Origin of the sequence: Streptomyces sp. M41(2017) (genome assembly GCF_002078175.1) — a bacterium.
Taxonomy (GTDB): domain Bacteria; phylum Actinomycetota; class Actinomycetes; order Streptomycetales; family Streptomycetaceae; genus Streptomyces.
Window position 1 is genome coordinate 1,432,484 of record NZ_MWFK01000001.1, and the last position, 26,918, is coordinate 1,459,401.

Annotated in this window: 20 protein-coding genes; 7 read left to right on the forward strand and 13 right to left on the reverse strand. The window is 72.3% G+C overall.

The annotated features are described in order from the left end of the window. Positions 1-113: 113 nt before the first annotated feature. The 7 genes from B0675_RS06245 to rsmI form a co-directional block, all read right to left on the reverse strand. Positions 114-1,919, reverse strand: coding sequence for an ABC-F family ATP-binding cassette domain-containing protein (locus tag B0675_RS06245; RefSeq protein ID WP_081217747.1), 1,806 nt, complete (start codon positions 1,917-1,919; stop codon positions 114-116). 123 nt (positions 1,920-2,042) lie between these two features. After that, the gene (locus B0675_RS06250; protein ID WP_081217748.1) at positions 2,043-2,945 is read right to left on the reverse strand and encodes a 4-(cytidine 5'-diphospho)-2-C-methyl-D-erythritol kinase; all 903 of its coding nucleotides are present in this window, start codon (positions 2,943-2,945) and stop codon (positions 2,043-2,045) included. Then, the gene (gene rsmA, locus B0675_RS06255) at positions 2,942-3,931 is read right to left on the reverse strand and encodes a 16S rRNA (adenine(1518)-N(6)/adenine(1519)-N(6))-dimethyltransferase RsmA (RefSeq protein WP_081217749.1); all 990 of its coding nucleotides are present in this window, start codon (positions 3,929-3,931) and stop codon (positions 2,942-2,944) included. The genes B0675_RS06250 and rsmA overlap by 4 nt, the downstream gene beginning before the upstream one ends. Before the next feature lie 150 nt (positions 3,932-4,081). Beyond that, positions 4,082-5,365, reverse strand: coding sequence for a resuscitation-promoting factor (locus B0675_RS06260; RefSeq protein ID WP_081221620.1), 1,284 nt, complete (start codon positions 5,363-5,365; stop codon positions 4,082-4,084). A gap of 705 nt (positions 5,366-6,070) precedes the next feature. Further along, a complete protein-coding gene (locus B0675_RS06265; RefSeq protein ID WP_081217750.1) occupies positions 6,071-6,961 on the reverse strand; it encodes a TatD family hydrolase in 891 nt (296 codons plus the stop codon). 67 nt (positions 6,962-7,028) lie between these two features. Next, on the reverse strand, positions 7,029-7,502 hold the full coding sequence (locus tag B0675_RS06270; RefSeq protein ID WP_081217751.1) for a hypothetical protein: 474 nt from the start codon (positions 7,500-7,502) through the stop codon (positions 7,029-7,031). A 241-nt stretch (positions 7,503-7,743) separates the two neighbouring features. After that, positions 7,744-8,601, reverse strand: coding sequence for a 16S rRNA (cytidine(1402)-2'-O)-methyltransferase (gene rsmI, locus B0675_RS06275; protein ID WP_081217752.1), 858 nt, complete (start codon positions 8,599-8,601; stop codon positions 7,744-7,746). A 95-nt stretch (positions 8,602-8,696) separates the two neighbouring features. Here rsmI and B0675_RS06280 point away from each other — a divergent pair, with 95 nt between their 5' ends. From B0675_RS06280 to B0675_RS06300, 5 genes are all read left to right on the forward strand, one after another. Continuing rightward, positions 8,697-10,436: a phospholipid carrier-dependent glycosyltransferase gene (locus tag B0675_RS06280; protein WP_081217753.1), complete on the forward strand. Its 1,740-nt coding sequence runs from the start codon at positions 8,697-8,699 to the stop codon at positions 10,434-10,436. A gap of 240 nt (positions 10,437-10,676) precedes the next feature. Then, positions 10,677-12,299, forward strand: coding sequence for a penicillin-binding transpeptidase domain-containing protein (locus B0675_RS06285; protein ID WP_081217754.1), 1,623 nt, complete (start codon positions 10,677-10,679; stop codon positions 12,297-12,299). 104 nt (positions 12,300-12,403) lie between these two features. Then, positions 12,404-14,071: a penicillin-binding transpeptidase domain-containing protein gene (locus tag B0675_RS06290; RefSeq protein WP_081217755.1), complete on the forward strand. Its 1,668-nt coding sequence runs from the start codon at positions 12,404-12,406 to the stop codon at positions 14,069-14,071. Positions 14,072-14,186: 115 nt separating this feature from the next. Further along, positions 14,187-14,717, forward strand: a complete 531-nt coding sequence (locus B0675_RS06295) for a YbaK/EbsC family protein (RefSeq protein ID WP_081221621.1) — start codon at positions 14,187-14,189, stop codon at positions 14,715-14,717. Continuing rightward, positions 14,714-15,559 (forward strand): DMT family transporter, encoded by an 846-nt coding sequence (locus tag B0675_RS06300; RefSeq protein ID WP_081217756.1) that lies wholly within the window; start codon positions 14,714-14,716, stop codon positions 15,557-15,559. The genes B0675_RS06295 and B0675_RS06300 overlap by 4 nt, the downstream gene beginning before the upstream one ends. Before the next feature lie 203 nt (positions 15,560-15,762). Here the strand turns inward: B0675_RS06300 and B0675_RS06305 are convergent, their stop codons facing one another. The 4 genes from B0675_RS06305 to B0675_RS06320 all read right to left on the reverse strand — a co-directional run bounded on the left by B0675_RS06305 (position 15,763) and on the right by B0675_RS06320 (position 19,616). Next, positions 15,763-16,923 (reverse strand): serine hydrolase domain-containing protein, encoded by a 1,161-nt coding sequence (locus tag B0675_RS06305; protein ID WP_081221622.1) that lies wholly within the window; start codon positions 16,921-16,923, stop codon positions 15,763-15,765. Between the two features lie 74 nt (positions 16,924-16,997). Further along, complete coding sequence (locus B0675_RS06310) at positions 16,998-17,789, reverse strand: ABC transporter ATP-binding protein (RefSeq protein WP_179165259.1); 792 nt, start codon at positions 17,787-17,789, stop codon at positions 16,998-17,000. After that, entirely contained in the window at positions 17,789-18,550 is a 762-nt protein-coding gene (gene cbiQ / locus B0675_RS06315) for a cobalt ECF transporter T component CbiQ (protein ID WP_081217757.1), read from the reverse strand. The genes B0675_RS06310 and cbiQ overlap by 1 nt, the downstream gene beginning before the upstream one ends. 1 nt (position 18,551) lies before the next feature. Continuing rightward, positions 18,552-19,616 (reverse strand): energy-coupling factor ABC transporter permease, encoded by a 1,065-nt coding sequence (locus tag B0675_RS06320; RefSeq protein ID WP_081217758.1) that lies wholly within the window; start codon positions 19,614-19,616, stop codon positions 18,552-18,554. 284 nt (positions 19,617-19,900) lie between these two features. Here B0675_RS06320 and B0675_RS06325 point away from each other — a divergent pair, with 284 nt between their 5' ends. Beyond that, positions 19,901-20,281: an SsgA family sporulation/cell division regulator gene (locus tag B0675_RS06325; protein ID WP_081217759.1), complete on the forward strand. Its 381-nt coding sequence runs from the start codon at positions 19,901-19,903 to the stop codon at positions 20,279-20,281. A gap of 69 nt (positions 20,282-20,350) precedes the next feature. Here B0675_RS06325 and B0675_RS06330 read toward each other — a convergent pair whose 3' ends face one another. Together B0675_RS06330 and B0675_RS06335 are read right to left on the reverse strand one after the other, a co-directional pair. Further along, complete coding sequence (locus B0675_RS06330; RefSeq protein ID WP_081217760.1) at positions 20,351-22,567, reverse strand: MMPL family transporter; 2,217 nt, start codon at positions 22,565-22,567, stop codon at positions 20,351-20,353. Between the two features lie 159 nt (positions 22,568-22,726). After that, positions 22,727-23,317, reverse strand: a complete 591-nt coding sequence (locus tag B0675_RS06335) for a TetR/AcrR family transcriptional regulator (protein ID WP_081217761.1) — start codon at positions 23,315-23,317, stop codon at positions 22,727-22,729. Positions 23,318-23,533: 216 nt separating this feature from the next. Between B0675_RS06335 and B0675_RS06340 the strand changes: the two genes are divergently transcribed. After that, positions 23,534-26,812, forward strand: coding sequence for a S41 family peptidase (locus B0675_RS06340; protein WP_081217762.1), 3,279 nt, complete (start codon positions 23,534-23,536; stop codon positions 26,810-26,812). Positions 26,813-26,918: the final 106 nt, after the last annotated feature.

The window sequence follows — 26,918 nt, forward strand, 5'->3', positions numbered from 1 at the left end:
CCGGCGGCGGAGAGGGGCGCGCTCCTCAACACGGGGGCGCCCACCGGGAGGCGCACGCCGTCCCGGTGGGCCGTGGGCGCCCGAGGATCACGCCGGGCGGGCGCCCCCCGGAGTCACGCGTCCTCGGCCAGTTCCAGCCAGCGCATCTCCAGCTCCTCGCGCTCGCCGGTCAACTCGCGCAGCTCGGCGTCGAGTTGGGCGACCTTCCCGAAGTCCGTGGCGTTGTCGGCGATCTGCGCGTGCAGCTTGGTCTCCTTCTCGGACATCTTGTCCAGCTGCCGCTCGATCTTCTGGAGTTCCTTCTTCGCGGCCCGCGCGTCGGCCGCGGAGGCCGACTTGACGGGGGCGGGGGCGGCGGCGAGGACGGCGGCCGCGGCCACCTCCTCCATCTTCCGGCGCCGCTCCAGGTACTCGTCGATCCCGCGCGGCAGCATGCGCAGCGTGCCGTCCCCGAGCAGCGCGAACACGTTGTCGGTGGTGCGCTCGACGAAGAAGCGGTCGTGGGAGATCACGATCATGGAGCCGGGCCAGCCGTCGAGGAGGTCCTCCAGCTGCGTGAGGGTCTCGATGTCGAGGTCGTTCGTGGGCTCGTCGAGGAAGAGGACGTTCGGTTCGTCCATCAGCAGACGCAGCAGCTGGAGCCGCCGGCGCTCACCACCGCTGAGGTCGCCGACCGGCGTCCACTGCTTCTCCTTGTTGAAGCCGAACGTCTCGCACAGCTGCCCGGCGGTCAGTTCACGCCCGGTGCCGAGGTCGACGCGGTCGCGGACCGATTGGACGGCCTGGAGGACCCGCCAGGTGGGGTCGAGTTCGGCGACCTCCTGGGAGAGGTAGGCGAGCTTCACCGTCTTGCCGGTGACGATCCGGCCGGCGGCGGGCTGCTGTTCGCCGCCGCTGCGGGCGGCGTCGGCCAGGGCGCGCAGCAGGGACGTCTTGCCCGCGCCGTTCACGCCGACGAGGCCGACCCGGTCGCCCGGGCCGAGCTGCCAGGTCAGGTGCTTGAGCAGCACCTTGGGCCCGGCCTGCACGGTGACGTCCTCCAGCTCGAAGACGGTCTTGCCGAGCCGCGTACCCGCGAAGCGCATCAGCTCGCTCTTGTCGCGGGGCGGCGGCACGTCGGCGATCAGCTCGTTGGCGGCCTCCACGCGGAAGCGGGGCTTGGACGTGCGGGCGGGGGCGCCGCGCCGCAGCCACGCCAGTTCCTTGCGGACCAGGTTCTGCCGCTTGACCTCCTCGGTCGCGGCGATGCGCTCCCGCTCGGCCCGGGCGAACACGTAGTCCGAGTAGCCGCCCTCGTACTCGTAGACGGCACCCTTCTGCACGTCCCACATGCGGGTGCAGACCTGGTCGAGGAACCACCGGTCGTGGGTCACGCAGACGAGAGCGGAACGGCGCTCGCGCAGGTGCCGGGCGAGCCAGGCGATGCCCTCGACGTCCAGATGGTTGGTGGGCTCGTCGAGGATGATCAGGTCCTGCTCCTCGATGAGGAGCTTGGCGAGTGCGATGCGGCGCCGCTCGCCACCCGAGAGCGGACCGATCACGGTGTCGAGGCCCTGCGGGAAGCCGGGCAGGTCGAGGCCGCCGAAGAGACCCGTCAGCACGTCCCTGATCTTGGCGTTGCCCGCCCACTCGTGGTCCGCCATGTCGCGGATGACCTCGTGGCGGACGGTGGCATTGGGGTCGAGCGAGTCGTGCTGGGTGAGGACGCCGGTGTGCAGGCCCCCGGAGTGCGTGACCCGCCCGGTGTCCGCCTCCTCCAGCTTGGCGATCATGCGGATCAGGGTGGTCTTGCCGTCGCCGTTCCGGCCGACCACGCCGATCCGGTCCCCCTCGCTGACGCCGAGGGAGACCCCGTCGAGCAGCGCACGGGTGCCGTACACCTTGCTGACGGACTCGACATTGACCAGGTTGACGGCCATTTCTCTCCTGAACAAGGGGGACGATCGACCCTCAAGGGTAGTCCGCGAGCTGGGCTTCCCCTCCCGCGCGTCCCCCTCGCCCTTCCCTGCCCGCTCCCGGCCCGTCGGGGGCCGGTCCGCAGGTCAGCCGAGGACGTGCGCGCCGGGTGCCGGGGACCGGGTGACGCGGACCGACCGGCAGGTGCCCGACGCGCTCAGCGCCTCGGCGACCGTGCGCGCGGCCACCGCGTCCGGGGCGAGGAACGCCGTGGTCGGCCCGGAGCCGGAGACGAGCGCGGCGAGCGCGCCGGCCGAGCGGCCCGCGACGAGGGTGTCGGCGAGGGCGGGGAAGAGCGAGAGGGCCGCGGGCTGGAGATCGTTGGAGACGGCGCTCGCGAGGGCCGCGGCGTCCCCCTTCGCCAGGGCGTCCAGCAGGTCCTGTGAGGCGACCGGCTCCGGGACGGGCGCCCCCTCGTGCATCCGGTCGAACTCCCGGAAGACCGCCGGGGTCGACAGCCCGTGCTCGGCCATCGCGAACACCCAGTGGAAGGTCCCGCCGACCTCCAGGGCGCGCAGCTGCTCGCCGCGGCCGGTGCCGAGCGCCGCCCCGCCCACCAGACTGAACGGCACGTCACTGCCCAACTCGGCACAGATGTCGAGGAGTTCGTCGCGCGAGGCGTTCGTGCCCCACAGCGCGTCGCAGGCGAGGAGCGCGGCGGCCCCGTCCGCGCTGCCGCCCGCCATGCCGCCGGCGACGGGGATGTCCTTGGCGATGTGGAGGTGGACGGCGGGATCGACGCCGTACCGGCGGGCGAGTTCCAGGGCGGCACGGGCCGCGAGATTCGTACGGTCCAGGGGCACCTGGCCGGCATCCGGGCCCGCGCAGGTGACGCGCAGCTCGTCGGCCGGGGTGACCGTGACCTCGTCGTAGAGGCCGACCGCGAGAAACACGTTGGCCAGGTCGTGGAAACCGTCGGGGCGGACACCGCCGACCGCGAGCTGGACGTTGACCTTGGCAGGGACGCGTACCGTCACCGTCTCCGTCACGGCTGGGTCGACTCCTCGTGCTCGGTGTTCTCGGGGTTCTCGGTGTTTTCGGGGTTCTCGCGGTTCTCGGTGTGCTCGGTCTCGGGGCGGTACCGGCGGGCGTTCCTGGTGTCCGCGCCCTTCGCGTCGCCGCGGTTCTCCGCGATCCGGGCGAACTCCTCGACCGTCAGGGACTCCCCGCGGGCCTGCGGGGAGACACCGGCGGCGACCAGCGCGGCCTCGGCCGCCGGGGCCGAACCGGCCCAGCCGGCGAGGGCGGCACGCAACGTCTTGCGGCGCTGCGCGAAGGCCGCGTCCACCGCCGCGAACACGTCGTTCTTCGGGGCGGCCGTGGAGACCGGCTCGGCACGCCGGGTGAGCGACACGAGCCCGCTGTCGACGTTGGGCGCCGGCCAGAAGACGTTGCGGCCGATGGAACCGGCGCGCTTGACCTCCGCGTACCAGTTCGCCTTCACGGACGGCACGCCGTACACCTTCGAACCGGGCGCCGCGGCGAGCCGGTCGGCGACCTCCGCCTGGACCATCACGAGGGTGCGCTCGATGGTCGGGAAGGTGTCGAGCATGTGCAGCAGGACGGGCACGGCGACGTTGTACGGGAGGTTCGCGACCAGGGCGGTCGGCGGCGGACCCGGCAGTTCCCGGACCTGCATGGCGTCCGAGTGGACCAGCGTGAAACGGTCGGCCCGTTCGGGCATGCGCGCCGCCACCGTCGCGGGCAGGGCGCTCGCGAGGACGTCGTCGATCTCGACGGCGACGACCCGGTCGGCCGTCTCCAGCAGGCCCAGCGTCAGCGAGCCGAGGCCGGGTCCCACCTCCACGACCACGTCGTCGGGCCGTACCTCCGCGGTCCGCACGATGCGGCGCACCGTGTTCGCGTCGATCACAAAGTTCTGGCCGCGCTGCTTGGTGGGCCGTACGCCGAGCGCTGCCGCGAGTTCGCGGACGTCGGCGGGGCCCAGGAGGGCGTCGGGGGTGGGGCTGGTCACGCCCCAAGGGTACGGGTGCGGAACCCCCCACCGAGCTCACGCCCCTCACCGGGCGCGGGGCGCGTCCCCCGCGGCGGCGACTCCGGCTCCCCGGCGTTGGAACGGAGTCGGGTCCCGTCCGGGCAGAGCGGGGCGGCCCGCCGGACGGGCTCAGCCGTGGAGACGGGCTCCGCAGTGCGGCCAGGGGCTCGCCCCCCGGCGTACGTACAGCTTCTTCGCGCGCAGCGTCTGTTCGGCGGCCGGCGCGTCCTGGGGGCGTCCGCTGCCGCCGAGGGTCTGCCAGGTGTGGGTGTCGAACTGGTAGAGGCCGCCGTACGTGCCCGACGGGTCCACCGCGCCGGGCCGGCCGCCGGACTCGCAGGCGGCGAGGCCGGACCAGTTCAGGTGGTCGGCGCCGTCGACGGAGGCCGGATGCGGCTTCGTACCGACCCTGACCAGCTGGACCTGCGGCTCCCGCACCACCTCGGCACGGATACGGCGCGGCTTCTCGTGGACGCCGTTGACGGTCCGCAGCGCGTACGTCACACGCCGCGCGCCGAACCGGCCGGGTCGTTCGACCACCTCGGTGCCCTTGAACAAGGAGGCGTCCTCGGTCCGCCGGATCTCGAACGGGATCCGTTCCTCGCGGACCTCCCGGGTCCCGGTGACCCGCAGGACGGTGACCGTCTGCCCGTCGCGCGGGAAGCTCCCGGCCGGGACCGACGTGGTGTCCTGCCCGTGCAGGGCGATCCCGGCCGCCTCGACGGCCTCGCCCACGCTCGCCGCGTTCGTGCGGATGGTCCGCGCCCGGCCGTCGGCCATGATCGTGACGGTGCGTTCGGTGCGCACGTCGAGCTCCAGCCCCGTGCGCCCGATCGGCTGGGAGCGCGAGGCCGACAGGTACGCGCCCTCGGCACGCACCCCCAGCTGTCTGAGCGCCCCCTCGACGGTGTGCGCGGTGGTCCACACCCGGCGCTGGGTGCCGTCGATGGTGAGGCTCACCGGGCGTCCGTAGTGCACCGCGACCTCGTCGCCGTTCGACAGGGGTGTGCCGGGGGCGGGCGCGACGACGTCGTGGGCGCCCACCTTCACGCCCTCGTCGGCGAGCAGCTCCGTCACGTCGTCGGCGAAGGTGTGCAGGGTGCGGGGTCGGCCGTCGACGCTGAGCTCGATCGCCTTGTCGCTGGCGACGAACGCGGAGGTGCCGCCGGCCAGGAAGGCGACGACCAGGGCCTGCGGGAGCAGCCTGCGCAACGCGTCGGGCCGGTCGGTGACGCGCTTGCGCCGGGCCGCGCGGCGCGCGTCGGCCCGTCCGCCGGCCGGACGGATCCCGTCGCCCGCGTCGGGCCGCACGGCCCCGCGGTCGGGCACGGTGACGACCACGGTGTCCGCGAAGGCGATCGGGTCGGTGAGCACGACGGTGTCGGCCCGCGCGAACCCGCTTCCGTCGACCACGGTGTCGGCCTGCGCGAACCCCCTCCCGTGCCCGTCCGGGCCGGTCTGGGCGGGGGCGTCCGTGTACTGGCGCGGGAGCAACGGCTCGGCGGGGCCGACGGCACCGGCAGGTTCAGCGAGGCCGCGGTGAACCCAGGACGCGGGCGCACCGGGCGTGTCCGGCGCCCCGTGTCCTGGCGTGCGCGCCTCGTACGCCGGGCGGTAGGTGTCGGCGTACCCGTGGCCGTACGGCTCCCAGCGCACGTACTCCACGTGACCGGAGCCCGAGCCCGGACGGGAGCCCGAGCCGGAGTCGGAGCCCGCGTCGGAGTACGCGCCGTAGGCCTCGTGAGCGGCGTGGACCTCTCCGGCTCCCGGCGGCGGGACCGCCCCTCCGCCCGGCCCGCCCGCCGTGTCCCGCGCGGGGACCGCGACGCGCGCGTGGCGTCCACCGGGCGCGGCGGCCCCGGGGGGCGGGCCGGCGGTCACGGCGGCGCCGGTGGCGTCGACGACCGTGGTGGCGTCGGCGCCACCGGTCGGTCCGTACGTCTCGTACTGCTCGTACCGCGAGCTGCTCACGACGACACGCTCCAGGGTCCGGATCGGGCGACCAGAACCTAGCGGAGCGGTCGTCACTCTCCCAAGCAACGCGGCTACGCTGTGTCGCGATACTCCCCCGCCCGAGACGGGCGTCCGACCAGGGAAAACACCCGGAGCTGTTATCGGTCAGTAATCGAATGCGCGCGCGGTGTTGGCGGAGAGGGAGGTCGCGAGGGTGTCCTCGTCGATCCCGCGCACCGCGGCCATGGCGCGCACCGTGACCGGAACGAGATACGGAGCGTTGGGCCGTCCGCGGTACGGCGCGGGGGTCAGGAAGGGCGCGTCCGTCTCGACGAGGACGAGGTCGAGCGGGGCCACGGCGAGCGCGTCGCGCAGCGGCTGGGCGTTCTTGAAGGTCATGTTCCCGGCGAAGGACATGAAGTAGCCGGCGCGGGCGCAGACCTCGGCCATCGCGGCGTCGCCGGAGTAGCAGTGGAAGACGGTCCGCTCGGGGGCGCCCTCCTCCTTGAGGATGCGCAGCACGTCGGCGTGGGCGTCGCGGTCGTGGATGACCAGGGCCTTGCCGTGCCGCTTGGCGATCTCGATGTGGGCGCGGAAGGAGCGCTCCTGGGCCGCCTTGCCCTCGGGGCCGGTCCTGAAGTAGTCGAGGCCGGTCTCGCCGACGCCCTTGACCTGCGGGAGGGCGGCGAGACGGTCGATCTCCGCGAGCGCCTCGTCCAGCGCGGCGTCCCCTCCCGGCTCGCGGGCGCCCTGCCGGGACCAGCCGTCGGGGTCGCCGTGCACGATCCGGGGCGCCTCGTTGGGGTGCAGGGCGACGGTGGCGTGGACGGCGTCGTACGCGGCCGCCGTCTCGGCCGCCCAGCGGGAGCCGTCCAGGTCGCAGCCGACCTGGACGACGGTCGTGACGCCGACCGACGCGGCCTTGGCCAGGGCCTCCTCGACCGTGCCGGACTGCATGTCGAGGTGGGTGTGCGAGTCGGCGACCGGGACGCGCAGGGGCTCGGGGAGCGGGGGCGCGGCGTTCTTGTCGGTGGCGTCGGATACGGAGGAAGGCATGCCCCGATCCTACGAAGGGGGCATGCCGTCCTTCACGTCGCGGCCGCGGCCGCCCGGGTCCGCGGGATCAGCCGGCCTTGCGGTGCTGGAACGGGTGCAGCAGGTCCGACAGGTGCCAGTGGTGCGGTTCCTTCGGCGTCTCGGAGGAGTCGCCCGGAGCGGCCCCTTCCGCACCCTCGGCACCCTCGGCGGGCTGTCGCGGCACCGGCCGGGGCTTGGTCACGGAGTGCAGGGAATCGAGGACGGAGGACACCTGGCCGGCGCGCATGATGCGCACCACGTGGCTGTCGCAGTTCAGGCAGGAAGGACGGCTGAGCGGCGACGGCACGGTCCGGCCGTCCGCCACGTACGTCACGAACTCGGCGCCGTCCCCGTCGTGGTGGTGCTCGATCGCGTAGGACTGCTCCCAGCCGTGCCCGCAGCGCATGCAGGCGAAGGAATACGATTCGTGGACAACGGCCGTCGCCGCACTGCGATGCCCGGTCTGTTCGGTGACCTGACCGGCGGCGACGCCGCCGGTCCGTCCTGTGGTCTCACTCATTCCGACTGCTCCTCTTGTCCGCTGGACAAGCACCTCCGGCACCTCCATCGACGGGATCTCCCCCTGGAGTCCGCCGATGCGCCGCAGGCGAGGGACGGGTGCGTCCCTTCATCCAGTGGACGCTTCTCCCGGCGCGAACGCATCCGCCCTGTCGACTGTTGGAGCCGTTTTGGCCGTTCCTTGTCGGAACGGCCCCGCCACGCGGCCTGAGCTTTGCTTTTGAAGCCGGCCCTTTGCCCTTCTATGGGGTGGTTCGGGCGGCGTTCTTTGCCGCGACGACGGCATCAAAGACGTCACGTTTGGGAATTTGGGCCTCCGCGGCGACGGCGGCGATCGCCTCCTTGCGGCGCTCCCCCGCCTCCTCGCGCACCTGCACCCTGCGCACCAACTCGGCGGCGTCGAGTTCCTCCGCGCCCTTGTCGGGGGCGCCCTCGACGACCACGGTGATCTCGCCGCGAACCCCCTCCGCCGCCCAGGCGGCCAGCTCGCCCAGCGGGCCGCGCTTGATCTCCTCGTACGTCTTGGTCAGCTCGCGGCAGACGGCGGCGCGGCGCTGGGCGCCGAGGATCTCGGCCATCGCGGCGAGGGTGTCGTCGAGGCGGTGCGGGGCCTCGAAGTAGACCAGCGTCCGGCGTTCCTCGGCGACCTCCCGGAGCCGGGAGAGCCGCTCACCGGCCTTCCTCGGCAGGAAGCCCTCGAAGCAGAACCGGTCGACGGGCAGCCCGGACAGGGCCAGCGCGGTGAGCACGGCGGAGGGGCCCGGTACGGCGGTGACCTTGATGTCCTTCTCGACCGCGGCGGCCACGAGCCGGTAGCCGGGGTCCGACACGGACGGCATCCCGGCGTCGGTCACCAGCAGCACCCGCGCCCCGCCGACCAGCGCCTCGACGAGCTCCGGGGTCCGGGCGGCCTCGTTCCCCTCGAAGTAGGAGACGACCCGGCCGGTCGTCTGGACGCCGAGCGCCTGGGTGAGCCGGCGCAGCCTGCGGGTGTCCTCGGCGGCGACGACATCGGCTCCGGCCAGTTCCGCGGCGAGCCGTGGCGGCGCGTCCGAGATGTCGCCGATGGGGGTGCCTGCCAACACAAGGATTCCTGTCACGCTCCCATCCTCGCAGGGGTACCGTCCGACAAGCTCATCCGGCCGGAAGGGCCCGGGCGCGGGACTCCCACAGACGCGTTCCCTACGATGGCGCGGTGACCAGTACCGCGTCCTCCACGGACACCCGGCAGGGCCAGGCCGCCGACGATCAGCGGCCGTCGTGGCAGCGGCGGCTGCGCCGATTCGGCTACACGGCGCCGCCCCGAAGCGATGTGCGCGACCGGCTCGTACCGCCGTACCCCGAGCCACGGTCGCGGATCTGGGCCGCCCTCGGTCTGCGCCAGGAGGTCGCCGACCGCTTCCACCGCTGGTCGGGGTGGGGTGGCCCGCTCCTGGTGACCCTCTTCGCCGGGCTGCTGCGGTTCTGGCATCTGGGCAGCCCCAAGGCGGTGATATTCGACGAGACGTACTACGCCAAGGACGCCTGGGCCCTGATCCACCGCGGGTACGAGGTGAACTGGGCCAAGAACGCCAACGACCTGATCCTCCAGGGCAACGGCGACGTCCGGATCCCCAGCGACGCCGCCTATGTCGTGCACCCGCCGGTCGGCAAGTACGTCATCGGGCTCGGCGAGTGGATGTTCGGCTTCAACCCCTTCGGCTGGCGCTTCATGACGGCGGTGCTCGGCACGCTGTCGGTGCTGCTGCTGTGCCGGATCGGGCGGCGGCTGTTCCGGTCGACGTTCCTCGGCTGTCTCGCGGGCACGCTCATGGCGGTGGACGGCCTGCACTTCGTGATGAGCCGCACCTCGCTGCTCGACGGCGTGCTGATGTTCTTCGTGCTCGCGGCCTTCGGCTGCCTGGTCATCGACCGGGACAAGGCGAGGGCCCGGCTGGCGGCGGCGCTGCCCGTCGACGAGGACGGCACGGTCCGGCCCGACGCGGAGGCCGCCGAGAGCACCCGTCTCGGCTGGCGGCCCTGGCGCTGGACGGCCGGCCTGATGCTCGGCCTGGCCATCGGCACGAAGTGGAACGGCCTGTACGTCCTCGCCGCGTTCTGCGTGATGGCGGTCCTGTGGGACGTGGGGTCGCGCCGGGTCGCCGGCGCCCGCCACCCGTACACGGCGGCCCTCAAGCGCGACACCGGCATCACCTTCCTCGCCACGGTCCCCGTCGCGGTCGCGGTGTACCTGATCTCCTGGACCGGCTGGATCCTGTCGCCGGCCGACGGCAGCGGCGGCTACTTCCGCAACTGGGCGGCGACGGACGGCAGGGGCGGCACCTGGACGTTCCTGCCCGACTGGGTGCGCAGCCTGTGGCACTACGAGCACGAGGTCTACAAGTTCCACGTCGGCCTCTCCTCGCCGCACACCTACCAGTCCAACCCGTGGAGCTGGCTCGTCCTCGGCCGCCCGGTCTCGTACTTCTACGAGTCCCCGCTGCCCGGCAAGGACGGCTGCCCCTCCGACGCGGGCGACAAGTGCGCCCGCGAGGTGCTGGCCCTCGGCACGCCCCTGCTGTGGTGGGCGGCCTGCTTCGCGATCCTCTACGTGCTGTGGCGCTGGGCGTTCCGCCGCGACTGGCGCGCGGGCGCGATCGCCTGCGGCGTCGCCGCCGGGTACCTCCCCTGGTTCCTGTACCAGGAGCGCACGATCTTCTTCTTCTACGCCGTCGTCTTCGTGCCGTTCCTCTGCCTGGCCGTCACGATGATGATCGGCGCGATCCTCGGCCCACCGGGCGCGACGGAACGCCGCCGCACGGTCGGCGCGGCGGCGGCAGGCGTCCTGGTCCTCCTGATCGCCTGGAACTTCATCTACTTCTGGCCCCTGTACACCGGCACCGCGATCCCCATCGATCAGTGGAGATCGCGGATGTGGCTGGATACGTGGGTCTAGCGGGGCTTCGGACCAGGAGGGCGCGGCCGGTGGCCGCGCCCTCCGGCGTTGCCGTGGCCGGATCCCGTGCACCCGGTCCCGCCGATAGATGGTGTTCACACCCATAACCGCCCGCCCCGCGCTAACGATTCGGAGAAACCGCTGTCATGGCGGCCCCACCCGCATCTACAGTTCGGTGAGAACAGCTTTTCTGAACGCGTTCAGAAGTTCGGGAAGGGTTCACGGGGAGGGAATCGCGCGATGCGCAAGGGGGCCAAGGCTGCCGTCATCGGCAGTGTGTTCGCCGTCGTACTGGGGGGCGCCGGGTACGGCGCGTACAACTTCGTCACCGCGGTCAGCGGAGGCACCGGGGCCGCCGGGCCGGCGCCCGTGAAGACCGGTCCGCCGAGCGGCTCCGAGGTCAAGGAGACCAGCCGCGCGTTCTTCGCGGCCTGGGAGAAGGGCGACGCGGCGAAGGCCGCGGGCTACACCAACTACGAGTCCGGCGCCGAGAGCCTGCTCGCCGGATACAGCGGCGCCGCGCACCTGACCCGTGTGCGGATCACGCCGGGCGCGACGGCCGGGGCGACCGTGCCGTTCTCCGTGAAGGCGACGGTGTCCTACGACGGGAAGAGCAAGCCCCTCGCGTACGCCTCCCGGCTGACCGTGGTCCGCGGGGAGACGACCGGCAAGGCCCTGGTGGACTGGAAGCCGTCCGTCGTCCACCCGCAGCTGAAGGACGGCGACACCCTGGTCACCGGCGAGTCGGCCAGCCCGGCCATCGAGGCCGTGGACCGGAACAACGTTGTCCTGACCAAGGACAAGTACCCCTCGCTGGGGCCGATCCTGGACGCGCTGCGCGACAAGTACGGCGACAAGGCTGGCGGCACTCCCGGCATCGAGCTGGCGATCCACCACGGAACCACCGAGACCCCCGACACCACGCTGGCCACCCTCGCCGAGGGACGTCCCGGCAAGGTCCGCACGACGCTGAGCGCGAGCGCGCAGGCCGCCGCCGAGAAAGCGGTGGAGCGGTACGCGGAGTCGTCCGTGGTGGCGGTGAAGCCGAGCACCGGCGAGGTGCTGGCCGTCGCCAACCACCGCCAGGACGGCTTCAACGCGGCGTTCCTCGGCAAGCTCGCCCCCGGCTCCACGATGAAGATCATCAGCGCGGCGACCCTCATCGACAACGGCATCACCACGTCGACCGGACCCGCGCCCTGCCCGCCCACCGCGACCTGGCAGAGCCAGACCTTCCACAACCTCAAGGGCATGCAGCCGCAGGAGAACGCGACACTGTCCGACAGCTTCTCCCGCTCCTGCAACACCGCGTTCGTGAAGTACGCGGACGAGGTGAAGGTGGACTCGCTGACGAACGAGGCCCAGCAGCGCTTCGGGCTCGGCAGGAACAACTGGAAGACCGGCATCGAGTCGTTCGACGGCTCGGTGCCCGCCTCCGGCGGCCCGGACACCGCGGCCAACATGATCGGCCAGGGCCAGGTCCAGATGAGCCCGCTCAACATGGCCTCGGTGACCGCGACCGCCATGACCGGCGCCTTCCGCCAGCCGGTCATCGTGGCCCGCTCCCTCGACGGCCGCGAACTGGCCACCGCCAAGGGCCTGTCCGGCGGTACGGTCGCGCAACTGCGCACGATGATGAACCGCACGGCGGTCAGCGGCACCGCGGCCCAGGTGATGGCCGGACTCGGCGGCAGCATCGGCGCCAAGACCGGCTCCGCCGAGGTCGACGGACAGACCGTCTCCAACAGCTGGTTCACCGGCTACCGCAACGACATCGCTGCCGCCGCCATGACCCAGGAGGGCGGACACGGCGGCGACGCGGCCGGTCCGATCGTCGCAGCAGTGCTACGAACGGGTGGCTGAGGTCACTTCGTACAGGGCGGGACCCTAGGGTGGGGCATCTCGTTGAGGAGCGAGAGGCGCGGGGGCGCCACAGGGCACCAGGGGACAGCGGAGGACGATCAGCCGTGGGCAAGAGAAGACGGGTCGCCGAGCGACCGAGGACCAGACAGCCCGCCGTGATCGGCGGCGTGATCGCGGTGGTCGTCGCCGGCGGCGCGTTCGGCGCCTACAGCCTGTACGGGGGCGGCGCCGGGGACGACACGTCCGCCGGCGGCGCGCACACGACGGTGAAGACGGGTCCGCTGTCGGCGACCGAGATCCACACCGCGTCGACCGCCTTCCTCACCGCCTGGCAGAAGGGCGACGTCGCCGGGGCCGCCGCCGCCACCGACGACTCGGCCTCCGCCACGACCGTCCTGACCGGCTACGGCAAGGACGCCCACATCACCGGCGTCACCCTGACCGGCGGCAAGCCGTCGGGCACCGACGTCCCGTTCACCGTCAAGGCCACGGTCCGCTACAAGGGCACGTCCAAGCCCCTGACGTACTCCTCGAAGCTGACCGTCGTACGACGGGCCAAGGACGGCGCCGCGCTCGTCGGCTGGAAGCCGTCCGTCGTCCACCCGGACCTCCAGGACGGCGACCGGCTGGTCACCGGCGCGTCCGGGACGCCGCCCGTCACCGCCCTCGACCGCGACGGCGGGGAGCTGACCACCGCCAAGTACCCGTCGCTGGGCACGGTCCTGGACGGGCTGCGCGAGAAGTTCGGCAAGACGGCCGGCGGCAAGGCCGGCATCGAACTGCGCGTGGTCCGCAAGGCCCCGAAGAAGGGCGCCCAGAAGACGCCCGACAAGACCCTCGTGACGCTCAGCGAGGGCACCCCCGGCAAGGTGACGACGACCCTCGACCCGGCCCTCCAGGCCGAGGCCGAACGCCGGGTCGCCGCCAAGGAGAAGGCGTCGGTGGTCCTGCTGCGCCCCTCCACCGGCGAGATCCTCGCCGTCGCCAACACCTCCCACGGCTTCAACACCGCCTTCCAGGGCTCCCTCGCGCCCGGCTCCACCATGAAGGTCATCACCGCCTCGCTCCTCTTCGACAAGGGCCTGGCCTCCGCGGACAAGCCGCACCCCTGCCCCAAGACGGCGACGTACGGCGGCTGGAAGTTCCACAACGACGACGACTTCGAGATCAAGGACGGCACGTTCAAGGCGAGCTTCGCGCGGTCCTGCAACACCGCCTTCATCACCCAGGCGAAGAAGCTGGAGAACGACGACCTGACGAAGCAGGCCCAGCAGGTCTTCGGGCTGAGCATGAACAACTGGGCCGTCGGTGTCCCCTCGTTCGACGGTTCGGTGCCCGTGCAGAGCGCGGCGCAGATGGCGGCGTCCCTGATGGGCCAGGGCGGTGTCCGGATGAACCCGCTGAACATGGCGTCCATCTCCGCCACGGTGAAGTCGGGCACCTTCCACCAGCCCTACCTGGTCTCCCCCGACGTCGACCACCGCACCCTCGCCAAGGCCTCCCGCACCCTGTCGGCGTCCACGCTCTCCCAGCTGCGCGAGGTCATGCAGTACACCGCCGCCGCGGGCACCGCAGCCGAGGCCATGTCCGGCCTCGGCCCCGACTACGGCGCCAAGACCGGCTCCGCCGAGGTCGACAACCAGAAGCAGCCGAACGGCTGGTTCACCGCGTGGAAGGGCGACCTCGCGGGCGCGGGCGTCGTCCAGCAGGGCGGCCACGGCGGCGACACGGCCGGCCCGATCGTCGCGGCGCTGCTGAAGGCGGGCCGTTAGGTCCGGCACACGGTTCCGGCACAAGGGGGCCCCGCGCGGGCGTCCCCTCCCCGGGTTCCCGGTGCGACGGGAACCCGGTCGCGTGCCGCGTACACCGACCGCTAGCGTGCTGCGCATGACCGCCACCGATGAGAACACCACGGGATCCGCGTCCCGTGGTGAGGACACCGTGCACCCCCGGTTCGCCGAAGCGCTGCGGGAGTTGGGGCTCGACGAGCTGACCGGGCGGGTCCGGCGCTTCCCGGACGCGACCCGCACCGCCGCCGAGGCCGCCGCCGCGATCGGCTGCGACCTGAACCAGATCTGCAAGTCCCTGATCTTCGCGGCGGACGGCATCCCCGTGCTGGTGCTGATGGACGGCGCCTCCCGGGTCGACATGGACCGTGTCCGGGACGCGCTCGGCGCCGAGAAGGTGACCCGGGCCCGCGCGGATCTCGTACGGGAGACGACCGGGTACGCGATCGGCGGGGTGCCGCCCTTCGGGCACCGGACGAAGACCCGTGTGCTGGCCGACCGTTCCCTGCTCGGCCACGCCACGGTGTGGGCCGCGGCGGGAACCCCGTACACCGTCTTCCCGATGGACCCCCGGAGCCTGGTCGCGCACGCGGGGGGCACGCTGGTGGACGTGCGCGAGCGCACCGGATGACACCGGTCGTCACCGCGGCGGTGCTGCTCGCCGCCGTCACGCACGCGTGCTGGAACGCGATCGCGCACCGCATCACGGACAAGCTCGTCGGTTTCACCCTGATCGCCGGCGGCGGCATGCTGATCGGCCTCGCCATGGTGCCGTTCGTGGCGTTCCCGGCGTCCGGGGCATGGCCGTACCTGATCGCCTCCGCCGTGATCCACGTCGCGTACTACATCCTGCTGATGCGCTCCTTCCGCCTCGGGGACTTCGGGCAGGCCTATCCGATCGCGCGCGGCACCGCGCCCCTGATCGTCACCGTGCTCGCGGCGGTGTTCGCGCACGAGGTGCCGGACGGCTGGGCGGCCTCGGGGGTCGCCCTGTCCTGCGCGGGGCTGACCGGGGTCGCGCTGTGGGGGCTGCGCGGCCGGCGTCCCGACTGGGCGGCGATCGGCGCGGCCCTCGCGACGGGCGCGTCGATCGCCGCCTACACGGTCGTCGACGGTCTGGGCGTACGGGCCTCCGGCAGCTCCCTCGGGTACATCGCCTGGCTGATGGCAATCGAGGGCATCGTGATCCCCGCGTTCGCGATCCACCGCTGGCGCGGCGGCACGGTGGCGGTGCTGAAGCCGGTCGCCGCGGTCGGGTTCCTCGGCGCGGCCCTCTCGGTCGCCGCGTACGGGCTGGTCCTGTGGGCCCAGACGCGGGCCGAGCTGGCGCCGATCGCGGCCCTGCGGGAGTCGTCGATCATCGTGGGCGCGGCCATCGGCGCGGTGTTCTTCAAGGAGCGTTTCGGGGCACCCCGGATCGCCGCGGCCGGCCTCCTGGTCGTCGGCATCGGCCTGATGCTGCACACCGGATAGCCGCCGAGGGCCCGCCGGTTGTCGGTGGCCGCGGCTGTGGTTCGGCACCGAGGCCGGACGGAGACGCCCCGCGCGGGGCCCGCGGCACAGGGGGGTGGGTACCGGTAGCGCCCCGGAAGCCACCTCGGGCGTGAAGGAGGACCAGCCGCACCCCACCCCCCTCACCGCCCTCGCCCCCTGATCCGGTCCCGCCGCTCACCGGTCTACGCGTCGACGGCGGCCCGCACCGCACGTACCAGCGCCTGCGCCCGGGCGTCCGCCGTCACGCTCGTGCGGAAGCCGTTGGTGACATAGCCGAAGGCGATGCCCGCCTCCGGGTCGGCGAAGCCGAGGGCGCCGCCGCGGCCGGGGTGACCGAACGAATCCGGGGAGAGCAGTGGCGAGGCCGGGCCGTGGAGCATGTAGCCGAGGCCGAAGCGGGTGTTGACCACCAGGACCCGGTCGGGTCCGGCCGAGTGCTGCGCCCGTGCCTGCGCCGCGGTCTCCGGTGTGAACAGGCGGACGCCGTCCACCTCACCGATCAGGGCGGCGTAGAAGCGGGCCAGGCCGTCGGCGGTGGCGATGCCGTTCGAGGCGGGCAGGACGGCGGCCCGGTAGGCGGGGTCGTTCTCATCGGGCATCGGCGTGATCGCGGCGAAGGCGCGGCGGGTGACGCTGTCCGGGTCGGCGTAGGCCTCCACGACCGCGCGCTTGGGGCGGGTGCGCAGGCCGCCCGGCGCGGGCGGTGCCTCGACCTGGGCGACCCGGCCCACCCGGCCGGCCTGCTCGGGCGGGAGTCCGACCCACAGGTCCAGGTCCAGCGGCCGGGCGATCTCGTCGGCGATCCACGCGCCGAGCGTGCGCCCGGTGACCCGCCGGACCAGCTCGCCCGTCAGCCAGCTGTACGTCTGCGCGTGATAGCCGTGGTCGGTCCCCGGCCGCCAGACCGGTGTCTGCGCGGCCACGGCGGCCGCCGCGATGTCGGGGTCGGCGGCCTCGGCGGGGGTGAGCGGCCGGTCGAGGACCGGGACGCCCGCGCGGTGCGCGAGGAGGTGCCGGACCCGGGTGTGCTCCTTGCCGCGCGCCTTGTAGGCGGGCCAGTGGGACGCGACGGGTGCGTCGAGGTCGAGGAGGCCGCGCTGGGCGAGGAGCAGGACGACGGCGGCGGCGACGCCCTTCGTCGCGGAGCGCACGATCTGAGCGGTCCCGTGCTGCCAGGGCTCGGTGCCGTCGACGTCCCGGGTGCCGGCCCACAGGTCGACGACCCGGTGCCCGTCGCGGTACACGGTGACGGCGGCGCCCCGGTCCCCGAGGGCGGCGAAGTTGCGGGCGAACGCCTCCCTGACCGGTTCGAATCCCTCGGCCACGGTGCCGTTCACGTCCACGGGCCCGTCCGTGCCGGCCGTCGCCGGGGTCGCGGTGTACGGCCCGGCCGGCACTCCGGCGTCCTCTTGTCTCGTCACGCTCCCATTGTCACGGAGCGCGGATCGAAGCCGAACGGCAGCTCCAGGCGGTGCGTGCGCATGAGTGCGTCGTCGGACAGGAGCTCGCCGGTGCGGCCGTCGGCGACGATCACGCCGTCGCTGAGGACGAGGGCGCGCGGGCACAGTTCCAGGGCGTACGGCAGGTCGTGGGTGACCATGAGGACGGTGACGTCCAACGAGCGCAGGATGTCGGCGAGTTCACGCCGGGAGGCGGGGTCGAGGTTGGAGGAGGGCTCGTCGAGGACGAGGATCTCCGGCTCCATCGCGAGCACGGTCGCGACGGCGACCCGGCGGCGCTGTCCGAAGGACAGATGGTGCGGCGGGCGGTCGGCGAAGGCCTCCATGCCGACGCGCTCCAGGGCGGTGCGGACGCGTTCCTCCAGCTCGGCGCCCTTCACTCCCGCGGCGGCCGGTCCGAAGGCGACGTCCTCGCGGACGGTCGGCATGAACAGCTGGTCGTCCGGGTCCTGGAAGACGATGCCGACCCGGCGCCGGATCTCCGCCATGTGCCGCTTGCCGACCGGGAGTCCGGCGACGTGCACGGTGCCGGCGCCGCCGGTCAGGATGCCGTTGAGGTGCAGGACGAGGGTGGTCTTCCCCGCGCCGTTCGGACCGAGCAGTGCGACGCGCTCGCCGCGCCCGATGGTGAAGTCGACGCCGAAGAGGGCCTGGTGCCCGTCGGGGTAGGCGAAGGCGAGCCCGGAGACCTCCAGGGAGGCGGGCACGGCGGGGTCCCCGGAGGGCGTCACGGTGGTTTCGGCAGACATCACAGCGTCCATCCCAGCACACAGACGACGAGGGCGGCGCACGGGAGGGCGAGGGCGTACGACCACTGCGCCCGCGAGGCGGTCACCTCGTCGATGACGGGCATGGTGCCGGCGTAACCCCGGCTGACCATGGCGAGGTGGACGCGCTCACCGCGTTCGTAGGAGCGGATGAACAGCGCGCCCGCCGACTTGGCGAGGACGCCCCAGTGCCGGACCCCGCTCGCCTCGAAGCCGCGGGACTCCCGCGCGATGCGCATGCGCCGCATCTCGTCGGTGATGACGTCGCCGTAGCGGATCATGAAGGAGGCGATCTGCACGAGGAGCGGCGGGAGCCTCAGGCGCTGCAGGCCGAGGAGCAGTTCGCGCAGTTCGGTGGTGGAGGCGAGGAGTACGGAGGCGGCGACGCCGAGGGTGCCCTTGGCGAGGACGTTCCAGGCGCCCCAGAGCCCGTTGACGCTCAGGGACAGGGCGAGGACGTGCACCCGCTCGCCCTCGGCGACGAACGGCATGAGCACGGCGAACGCCACGAACGGGATCTCGATCAGCAGCCGCTTCAGCAGCACGCCGGCCGGTACACGGGCGCGCTGGGCGACCGCGGCGAGCAGCAGGGCGTACAGCGCGAACGCCCACATCGCCTCGCGGGGCGTGGACACGACCACGATCACGAAGGCGAGGGTGGCGGCGAGCTTGGTGTGCGGCGGCAGGCCGTGCACGGGCGAGTGCCCGTGCCGGTAGAGCTTGTGGGTGTGGCCCGCCCCCATGTCAGACGCCTTCCGGCACGGACGTGGGCGAGCTGTCGGTCGTGCGGCGCCTGCGGATCGCCCAGAAGACGCCGGTGCCGGCGACCACCGTGACGCCGACGCCGATCGCGCCGGCCAGACCGCCGGAGACACGGGCGTCGGAGACGTCCTTGACGCCGTATCCGGCGAGCGGCGAGGAATCCTCGGTGGCGTGCTTCTCGGTCTTCGCGTCGATGCCCTTGTCCTTGGCGACCTTCTCCAGGCCGTCGGGGCTGGCGGACGCGTAGAAGCTGACGAATCCGGCGAGGACGAGGGAGGTGACGAGTCCGGTGATCCACACCGTGCGGTGCGAGGAGCGGGCGGCGACGGGGGCCGGGGTCGCGGCGGGGGCTGCGGGCGTGTCGACGAGTTCGCCGTTCACCCGCAGCTTGAGCCGCTGCTGGAGGCCGCGGGCGCCGTGGACGAGGTCGGGGCGTACGGCGATCACCGCGCCCACCGTGAGCGCGGTGATGACCGCCTCGCCGATGCCGATGAGGACGTGGACGCCGATCATCGCGGTGGCGACCTTGGTGATCGCGATGTCCGTGGTGCCGCCGACGGCGTAGATGAGAGTGAAGGCGACGGCGGCGGCCGGGACGGACAGCAGCGCGGCGACGAAGGAGGCGACGGTGACCGAGCGCCGCGTACGGGGCAGCACCTTCACCAGGCCGCGGAAGAGCGCGTAGGAGACGACGGTGGTGACGATCGCCATGTCGGTGATGTTCACGCCGAGCGCGGTGAGGCCGCCGTCGGCGAACAGGATGCCCTGCATGAGCAGGACGACGGAGACGCAGAGGACCCCTGTGTAGGGGCCGACGAGGATCGCGGCGAGGGCGCCGCCGAGCAGATGTCCGCTGGTCCCGGCGGCGACCGGGAAGTTCAGCATCTGTACGGCGAAGATGAAGGCGGCGACCAGGCCGGCGAGCGGGGCGGTCCGCTCGTCGAGTTCGCGGCGGGCGCCTCGCAGGCTGACGGCGATGGCGCCGGCGGCGACCACTCCCGTGACAGCGGAGACAGGGGCGTTGATGAATCCGTCAGGCACATGCACCGTTCGATGATAGTGCCCAGTTGCGAACTACTTGCAAGAGCGATGGACCCTCGAATAGTTCACGAGGGCCCGCCACCCGCCCTGCGTACCGACGGGCGTGACCAGTGCCTCACGGTGTTCCGGACATGCGCACGCCGTGACCGGGAAGGCGTACAGGAACGACACGACGCACATGGAGGAGGGGTCGCGGGCGGCCGGAGAGCGGTTTCCGTGAGATGTGCGACATTGGAATGGTGACGGATTCACACATTCCGCACAGGTTACGCAGCGTGAGGAGTCGGTTCATGTACGCCGTCGAACAATACGCACGCGCTCACATCGTCACCGACACCGCCGACTCCGCCGAGGACGAGCACCGGGCCGTCCCGGTGGCCCTCCGCTACGACCCGCAGAGCGATCCGCCGCAGGTGCACATCACCCTGCCGGGTCCCAAGGAATGGGTCTTCGCCCGTGAACTCCTGGAGCAGGGCCTGCGGGTCCCGGCCAGCAGCGGAGACGTCCGGGTCTGGCCGTGCGGCCGGGTGCAGGCGGTCCTGGAGTTCCACTCGCCGAAAGGGGTGGCGGTCGTACAGCTCGACGCGAAGGTGCTGATCCGCTTCCTCCGCCGCACCTACACGGCCGCGGCCCCCGTGGCGCAACGGGCCGACGAATCGGTAACGCGATAACGCGATCAAGAAGATGGGGCCGGTGAAGCATCGCTTCACCGGCCCACCGCTGCGTCACGGTGCCGACGGTCAGACGCGGGCCAGTTCCCGGTCCTCGTCGCCGTCGCGGCGCTTCTCGTCGAGGGCGCGCAGGCCCTCGCCCTCCACGTCCACGTTCGGCAGCGCGCGGTCCAGCCACTTCGGCAGCCACCAGGCGCGCTTGCCGAGCAGGGCGAGCACCGCCGGGACGATGGCCATGCGGACCACGAACGCGTCGAAGAAGACGGCGATCGCGAGACCGAAGCCGATCATCTTGATCATCGACTCGCTGGAGCCGATGAACCCGGAGAACACGGCGATCATGATGACGGCGGCCGCGGTGACGACCCGCGCCCCGTGCCGGAACCCGGTGACGATCGCCTGGCTCGGCTTCTCGCCGTGGACGTAGGCCTCCCGCATGCGGGTCACGAGGAACACCTCGTAGTCCATGGCCAGACCGAAGACGACGCCCACCATGAAGATCGGCATCATCGACATGATCGGGCCGGTCTCCTCCACGCCCATCAGGCCGGACAGCCAGCCCCACTGGAAGACGGCGACGACCGCGCCGAGGGCCGCCATCACGCTGAGCAGGAAGCCGAGGGCCGCCTTCAGCGGGACGAGGATCGAGCGGAAGACCACGATCAGGAGCAGGAACGCGAGGCCGACGACGAGCGCGAGATACGGGATCAGCGCGTCGTTGAGCTTCTGCGAGAAGTCGATGTTCATGGCCGTGGAGCCGGTGACGAGCACCGTGGCGTCCGTGTCGGCCTTGATCTCGCCGCCGGTGCCGCGGATGGAGTGCACCAGGTCCTCGGTCTTGACGGAGGACGGCTTCGAGTCGGGGACCACCGTGATCATCGCGGTGTCGCCGGACTTGTTGGGCACCGCGGGCGACACGCTGACGACGCCCTTGAGGCCCTTGATCTCGTCGGTGACCTTGGTGAACGCGGCCTTGGGGGCGTCGCTCGCCTTCGCGTCGACGACGATCATCAGCGGGCCGTTGAAGCCGGGCCCGAAGCCGTCGGACAGCAGGTCGTAGGCACGGCGCTGCGTGGTGGACGTGGGCTGCGAACCGTCGTCGGGCAGACCCAGTTCGAGGGAGGTCGCGGGCAGGGCCGCCGCGCCGAGGCCGATCACGCCGAGCAGCAGCACGGCGAGCGGCCGGCGGACGACGAAGCTCGCCCAGCGGGTGCCCATGTTGGGCTTGCCCTCCTTCTTGGCGGCGCGCCCGCCGCCGAGGAGCCTGCTCTTCTTGCCGGCCGGCTGGACCCTGCGGCCCGCGTAGCCGAGCAGCGCGGGGATCATGGTCAGGGCGATGAGGACGGCGATGGCGACGGTGCCCGCGGCGGCGACGCCCATCTTCGTGAGCATCGGGATGTTGACGACCGACAGGCCGACCAGGGCGATGACGACGGTCAGGCCCGCGAAGACCACGGCGGAGCCCGCGGTGCCGACGGCCCGTCCGGCCGCCTCCTCGCGTTCTCGGCCCTCGGCCAGTTCCGCCCGGTAGCGGGAGACGATGAACAGGGCGTAGTCGATGCCGACCGCGAGGCCGATCATCATCGCGAGGGTGGAGGTCGTGGAGCCGAGGTCGAGGGCGCTGGCGAGCGCGGTGATCGTCGAGACGCCGATGCCGACGCCGATCAGCGCGGTGAGCAGCGGCAGCCCGGCCGCGATCAGTGAGCCGAAGGTGATGACGAGCACGACCGCGGCGATCGCGATGCCGATGACCTCGGTGGACCCGGTCTCGGGTGTCGCCTGGAGCGCGTCACCGCCGACCTCGACGGTGAGCCCGGCGTCCCGCGCGTCCTGCGCCGCCGACTCCAGGGCGTCCTTCGAGGAGTCCTCCAGCTCCATGCCGGAGACCTTGTACTTGACCGAGGTGTAGGCGACCGACCCGTCCTTGCTGACGGTGTGCGTCGCGAACGGGTCGTCGACGGAGGTGACCTCGGACCCGGTGCGGAGCACCTTGACGGTCTTCTCGACCGTGGCCTTGTTGTCCTTGTCCGCCATCTTCTCGCCCTCGGGGGCCTTGAAGACGACGCGTGCGGTCGCTCCGTCGGCGCTCATCCCGGGGAAGCGGCTCTCCAGCAGGTCGAAGGCCTTCTGCGCCTCGGTACCGGGGATCGAGAAGGAGGACGCGCCGGCGACGGGCGCGGAGGCCGCGCCCACCCCCGCGAGGGTCAGCAGCGCCACCCACATCAGGGCGACGAAATGCCGTCGCCGGAAGGCGAATCGGCCGAGTTTGTAGAGGAACGTGGCCACGAGGGCGAACTCCCGGTCAGGTCGTGGGATGGCAGGGGCTGGTGTGACCACCCGAGTGGGGGCAGGGGTGATCAGCCCGACGACGTGAGCGGCGCGTCAGGTGCAACTACAGGGGCTTGGAGAGGGTGAGGAAGGTGAAGGGGGTGGAGGGCCGAGGAATCAGGCGCCGAGAGCGGGGAGAACCACGGCGTCGATGTACGAATGCAGGAAGGCCTGCGTCGGCGGGAGTTCGTCGATCATGGTGCGAGCCGCGAAGCCGCCGATCAGCATGTGCATCACGAACTGCATCGCGGGGTTGTCCGCACGGATCTCACCTCGGTCGACACCGCGCTGGAGCACCAGGCGCAGCTCTTCCATCTCCGGCTCGACCAGCCATTCCCGGAACGCCTTCAGCAGATCCGGGTTCCCGTGCGCCGCCATGGCCAGGCCCCGCATCAGCGCGGAGTCCTGCTCCATCTGGCAGTCGTCCTGCCGGGCGGCGAGTGCCAGGAAGTCGCCCCGCAGGCTTCCCGTGTCCACGTCGGAGAACTTCAGCGGCTTGTGGTGCCGCAGCGCTTTCACGACGAGCTCGGCCTTGCCGCCCCACTGGCGGTAGAGCGTGGCCTTGCTGGCACGGGTACGGGTGGCGACGGCGTCCATCGTGAGGGCGTCGTAGCCGACCTCCCGAAGCAGGTCGAGCACGGCCGTGTACAGCTCGGCCTCGCGCTCGGGCGTGATCCGACTGCGACGCACCGTTGCGGCCTCAGTCATCCCGGTCACCTCTGCTTCGTACGACACGGATTCGTATGTCTCTGAAGATACCCCCGCCGTCAACGAAACGAAACCGTTTCGTACGTGGGCTGAGTCACGCCCGCACCGGGAACCCGACCACCGGCGCGGGAAAGGACGGCCGCCGTGAAGACGACGGCGCAGGATTCCCCCGTTCCACGAGTTGCCGGGGCCCCTCGGGCGGAAAAGCATGGGGAGGTGAGCGACGAGCACGAGAACGCGACCACGGACGAGCACTCCCCCGGCTACCTGCGCTTCCCGCACCTGAGCGGCGACCGGCTCTGCTTCGTCACCGAGGACGACCTGTGGGTCGCCCCGCTCGACGGCCGCGGGCGCGCCTGGCGGCTCACCGTCGACCGCACCAAGGTGGGCCACCCCCGCTTCTCGCCGGACGGCCGGACCATCGCCTACACGAGCTGGCGCAGCCTCGTCCCGGAGATCCACCTGGCACCGGTCGACGGCGGCCCCGGCCGCCGGCTCACCTACTGGGGCAGCCCGGACACCCAGGTCTGCGGCTGGTCCCCCGACGGCGACATCCTCGCCGTCGCCTCGCACGGACAGCCCTTCTCGTACTTCACCTGGGCCCACAGCGTCCCCACCGACGGCGACCCCGGGGGCAAGCTGCCCTGGGGGCCCGTCTCGGACATCGCCGTCGCCGACATCGACGGCGAGCGCAGGACCCTGCTGCTCACCGGCACGCCCCCGCACGAACCCGCCGTCTGGAAGCGCTACCGGGGCGGCGCCATGGGCCGCATCTGGCTGCACGGCCGGCAACTCGTCGCCGACATCGGAGGCCACCTCGCCTGCCCGATGTTCGTCGGCGGACGGATCGCCTTCCTCTCCGACCACGAGGGCGTCGGCAACCTCTACTCCTGCGCCCACGACGGCTCCGACCTGCGCCGGCACACCGACCACGACGCCTTCTACGCCCGGCACGCCGCGTCCGACGGCACCCGCGTCGTCTACCAGTGCGCGGGCGACCTGTGGATCGTCGACGACCTCTCCCCCACGTCGGTCCCGCGCCGCCTCGACGTGCGGCTCGGCGGCCCGCGCGCGGGCCGCCGCCCGTACCAGGTGCCGACCGCCCAGCACGTGGACAGCATCTCCGTCGACGAGACGGGCCGGGCCAGCGCCGTCGTCGTCCGCGGCAGCCTGTACTGGCTCACCCACCGCGACGGCCCCGCCCGTACCATCGCGGACACCCCCGGCGTCCGCGTCCGGCTCCCGGAGATGCTCGGCTCGGGCGGCCAGGTCGCCTACGTCACCGACGCGCGGGGCGAGGACGCCGTCGAGATCGCCTACCTGCCCCGCGCGACCGGCGACCGCGCGCCGCGCCGCCTCGCCTCGGGCGACCTCGGCCGCGTCCTGGAACTGGTCGCGGACCCGCAGGGCGAGCGCCTCGCCGTCGCCTCGAACGACGGGCGGCTGCTCCTGCTGGACGCGACGGAGGAGTCCACCGGTGAGGTGACCGAGCTGATCCGGTCCATCAACGGCCCGGTCACCGACCTCGCGTTCTCCCCGGACGGCGCCTGGCTGACCTGGTCGCACCCCGGGATCGGCCGCTCCCTGCGGCAGATCAAGATGGCCCGTATCAAGGACCGCCTGGTCGTCGACGTCACCAACGGCCGCTTCGAGGACGAGAACCCCGTGTTCACCCGGGACGGCCGCTACCTCGCCTTCCTGTCCTGGCGCGGCTTCGACCCCGTCTACGACGTGCACACCGGCGACCTGTCCTTCCCGCTCGGCTGCCGCCCCTACCTCGTCCCCCTGTCCTCCGCCACGCCCTCCCCCTTCGCCCTGAACCCGGACGGGCGGCCGGTCGCCGGCGGCCTCGACCCGGTCGAGGAGGAGTCGGACGACGGCACGGCGGCGACCGTCGAACTCGAAGGGCTGGAGAGCCGGGTGACCCCCTTCCCGGTCACCGCCTCCAAGTACTCGGCGCTCTACCCGGTCGCGGGCGGCGGCCTGGTCTGGCTGCGCTGGCCGATCTCGGGCGCGCTCGGCGAGACCTTCGCCAACCCGGACGACACGACCGGCCGCCCCACCCTGGAGTTCTTCAACATCACCAAGGCCAAGAAGTCCGAACTCGTCGACCACCTCGACTGGTTCGCGGTCAGCGGCGACGGCTCCCGGCTCGTCGTCGTCGACGAGGGCGACCTGCGCGCCGTCCCCTCCACCGAGTCCGGCGACAGCGACTCCACCGTCTGGATCGACCTGCGCCGCATCCTCCACGAGGTCGACCCGCCCGCCGAGTGGCGCCAGGCCTACGACGAGGCGGGCCGGATCACCCGCGCCTACTTCTGGGACCCGGACATGTGCGGCATCGACTGGGACGCGGTCCTCGCGCAGTACCGCCCGCTGGTCGAACGGGTCGCCTCCCCGGACGAGTTCGCCGACCTGCTGCGCGAGGTCCTCGGCGAACTGGGCACCTCGCACGCCTACGTCAGCGCCGCCCGCCGCAACGAGGGCCCGCCCCACTACCAGCGCCGGCAGGGCCTGCTGGGCGCCAACCTCGTGTGCCGCGACGGGAACTGGATGGTCAAGCGGATCCTGCCCGGCGACTCCTCCGACTCCAAGGCGCGCTCCCCGCTGGCAGGCACCGGCATCCGCCCGGGCGCCGTCCTCACCCATGTCGACGGCCGCCCGGTGGACCCGGTGACCGGCCCCTACCCCCTGCTCGCGGGCGCCGGCGGCACCACGGTGGAACTGACCTTCCGGCCGGCCGAGGGCGAGGGCGCGGGCCGTTCCCGCCGGGTCGCGGTGGTCCCGCTGACCGACGAACGCCCGCTGCGCTACCAGGACTGGGTGGCCAAACGCCGCCAGGTGGTCCGGGAGCTGAGCGGCGGCCACTGCGGCTACCTGCACATCCCGGACCTGGGCGGCTCGGGCTGGGCCCAGTTCAACCGCGACCTGCGCCTGGAGGTCTCCCGCCCGGCCCTCATCATCGACGTACGCGGCAACGCGGGCGGTCACATCAGCGAGCTGGTCGTCGAGAAACTGACCCGCACCATCCTCGGCTGGGACCTCACCCGCAACGCCCAGCCCGTCTCGTACGCCTCCAACGCCCCCCGCGGCCCGATCGTGGCCCTCGCCGACGAGGCGACCTCCTCCGACGGCGACATGATCACCGCCGCGTTCAAACTGCTGAAGCTCGGCCCCGTGGTGGGGCAGCGCACCTGGGGCGGGGTCGTCGGCATGACCGGCCGCCACCAGCTCGGCGACGGCAGCGTCATCACGGTCCCGATGAACGCGGCCTGGTTCGACGCCTACGGCTGGTCCGTCGAGAACCACGGCGTCGCCCCCGACCTGGAGATCCTGCGGACCCCGCTCGACTGGGCGGAGGGCCGCCACGCCCAGCTCGACGACGCCGTCCAGCTCTCCCTGGACCTGCTGCGCAGCCGGCCGGCCGCGTCCCCTCCGGACTACTCCGATGTCCCGGACAGGACCCGCCCGAAACTTCCCCCGCGCCCGGAGTGACGGCGCACCTGACAGCGGTCCGACAGCGGCCGGCGCCTTCCCGCGGGACGGGACGGCACCGGCGGGACAGCGGAGTTGGGGCGCCCTCCGTGTGGAGGACACCCCA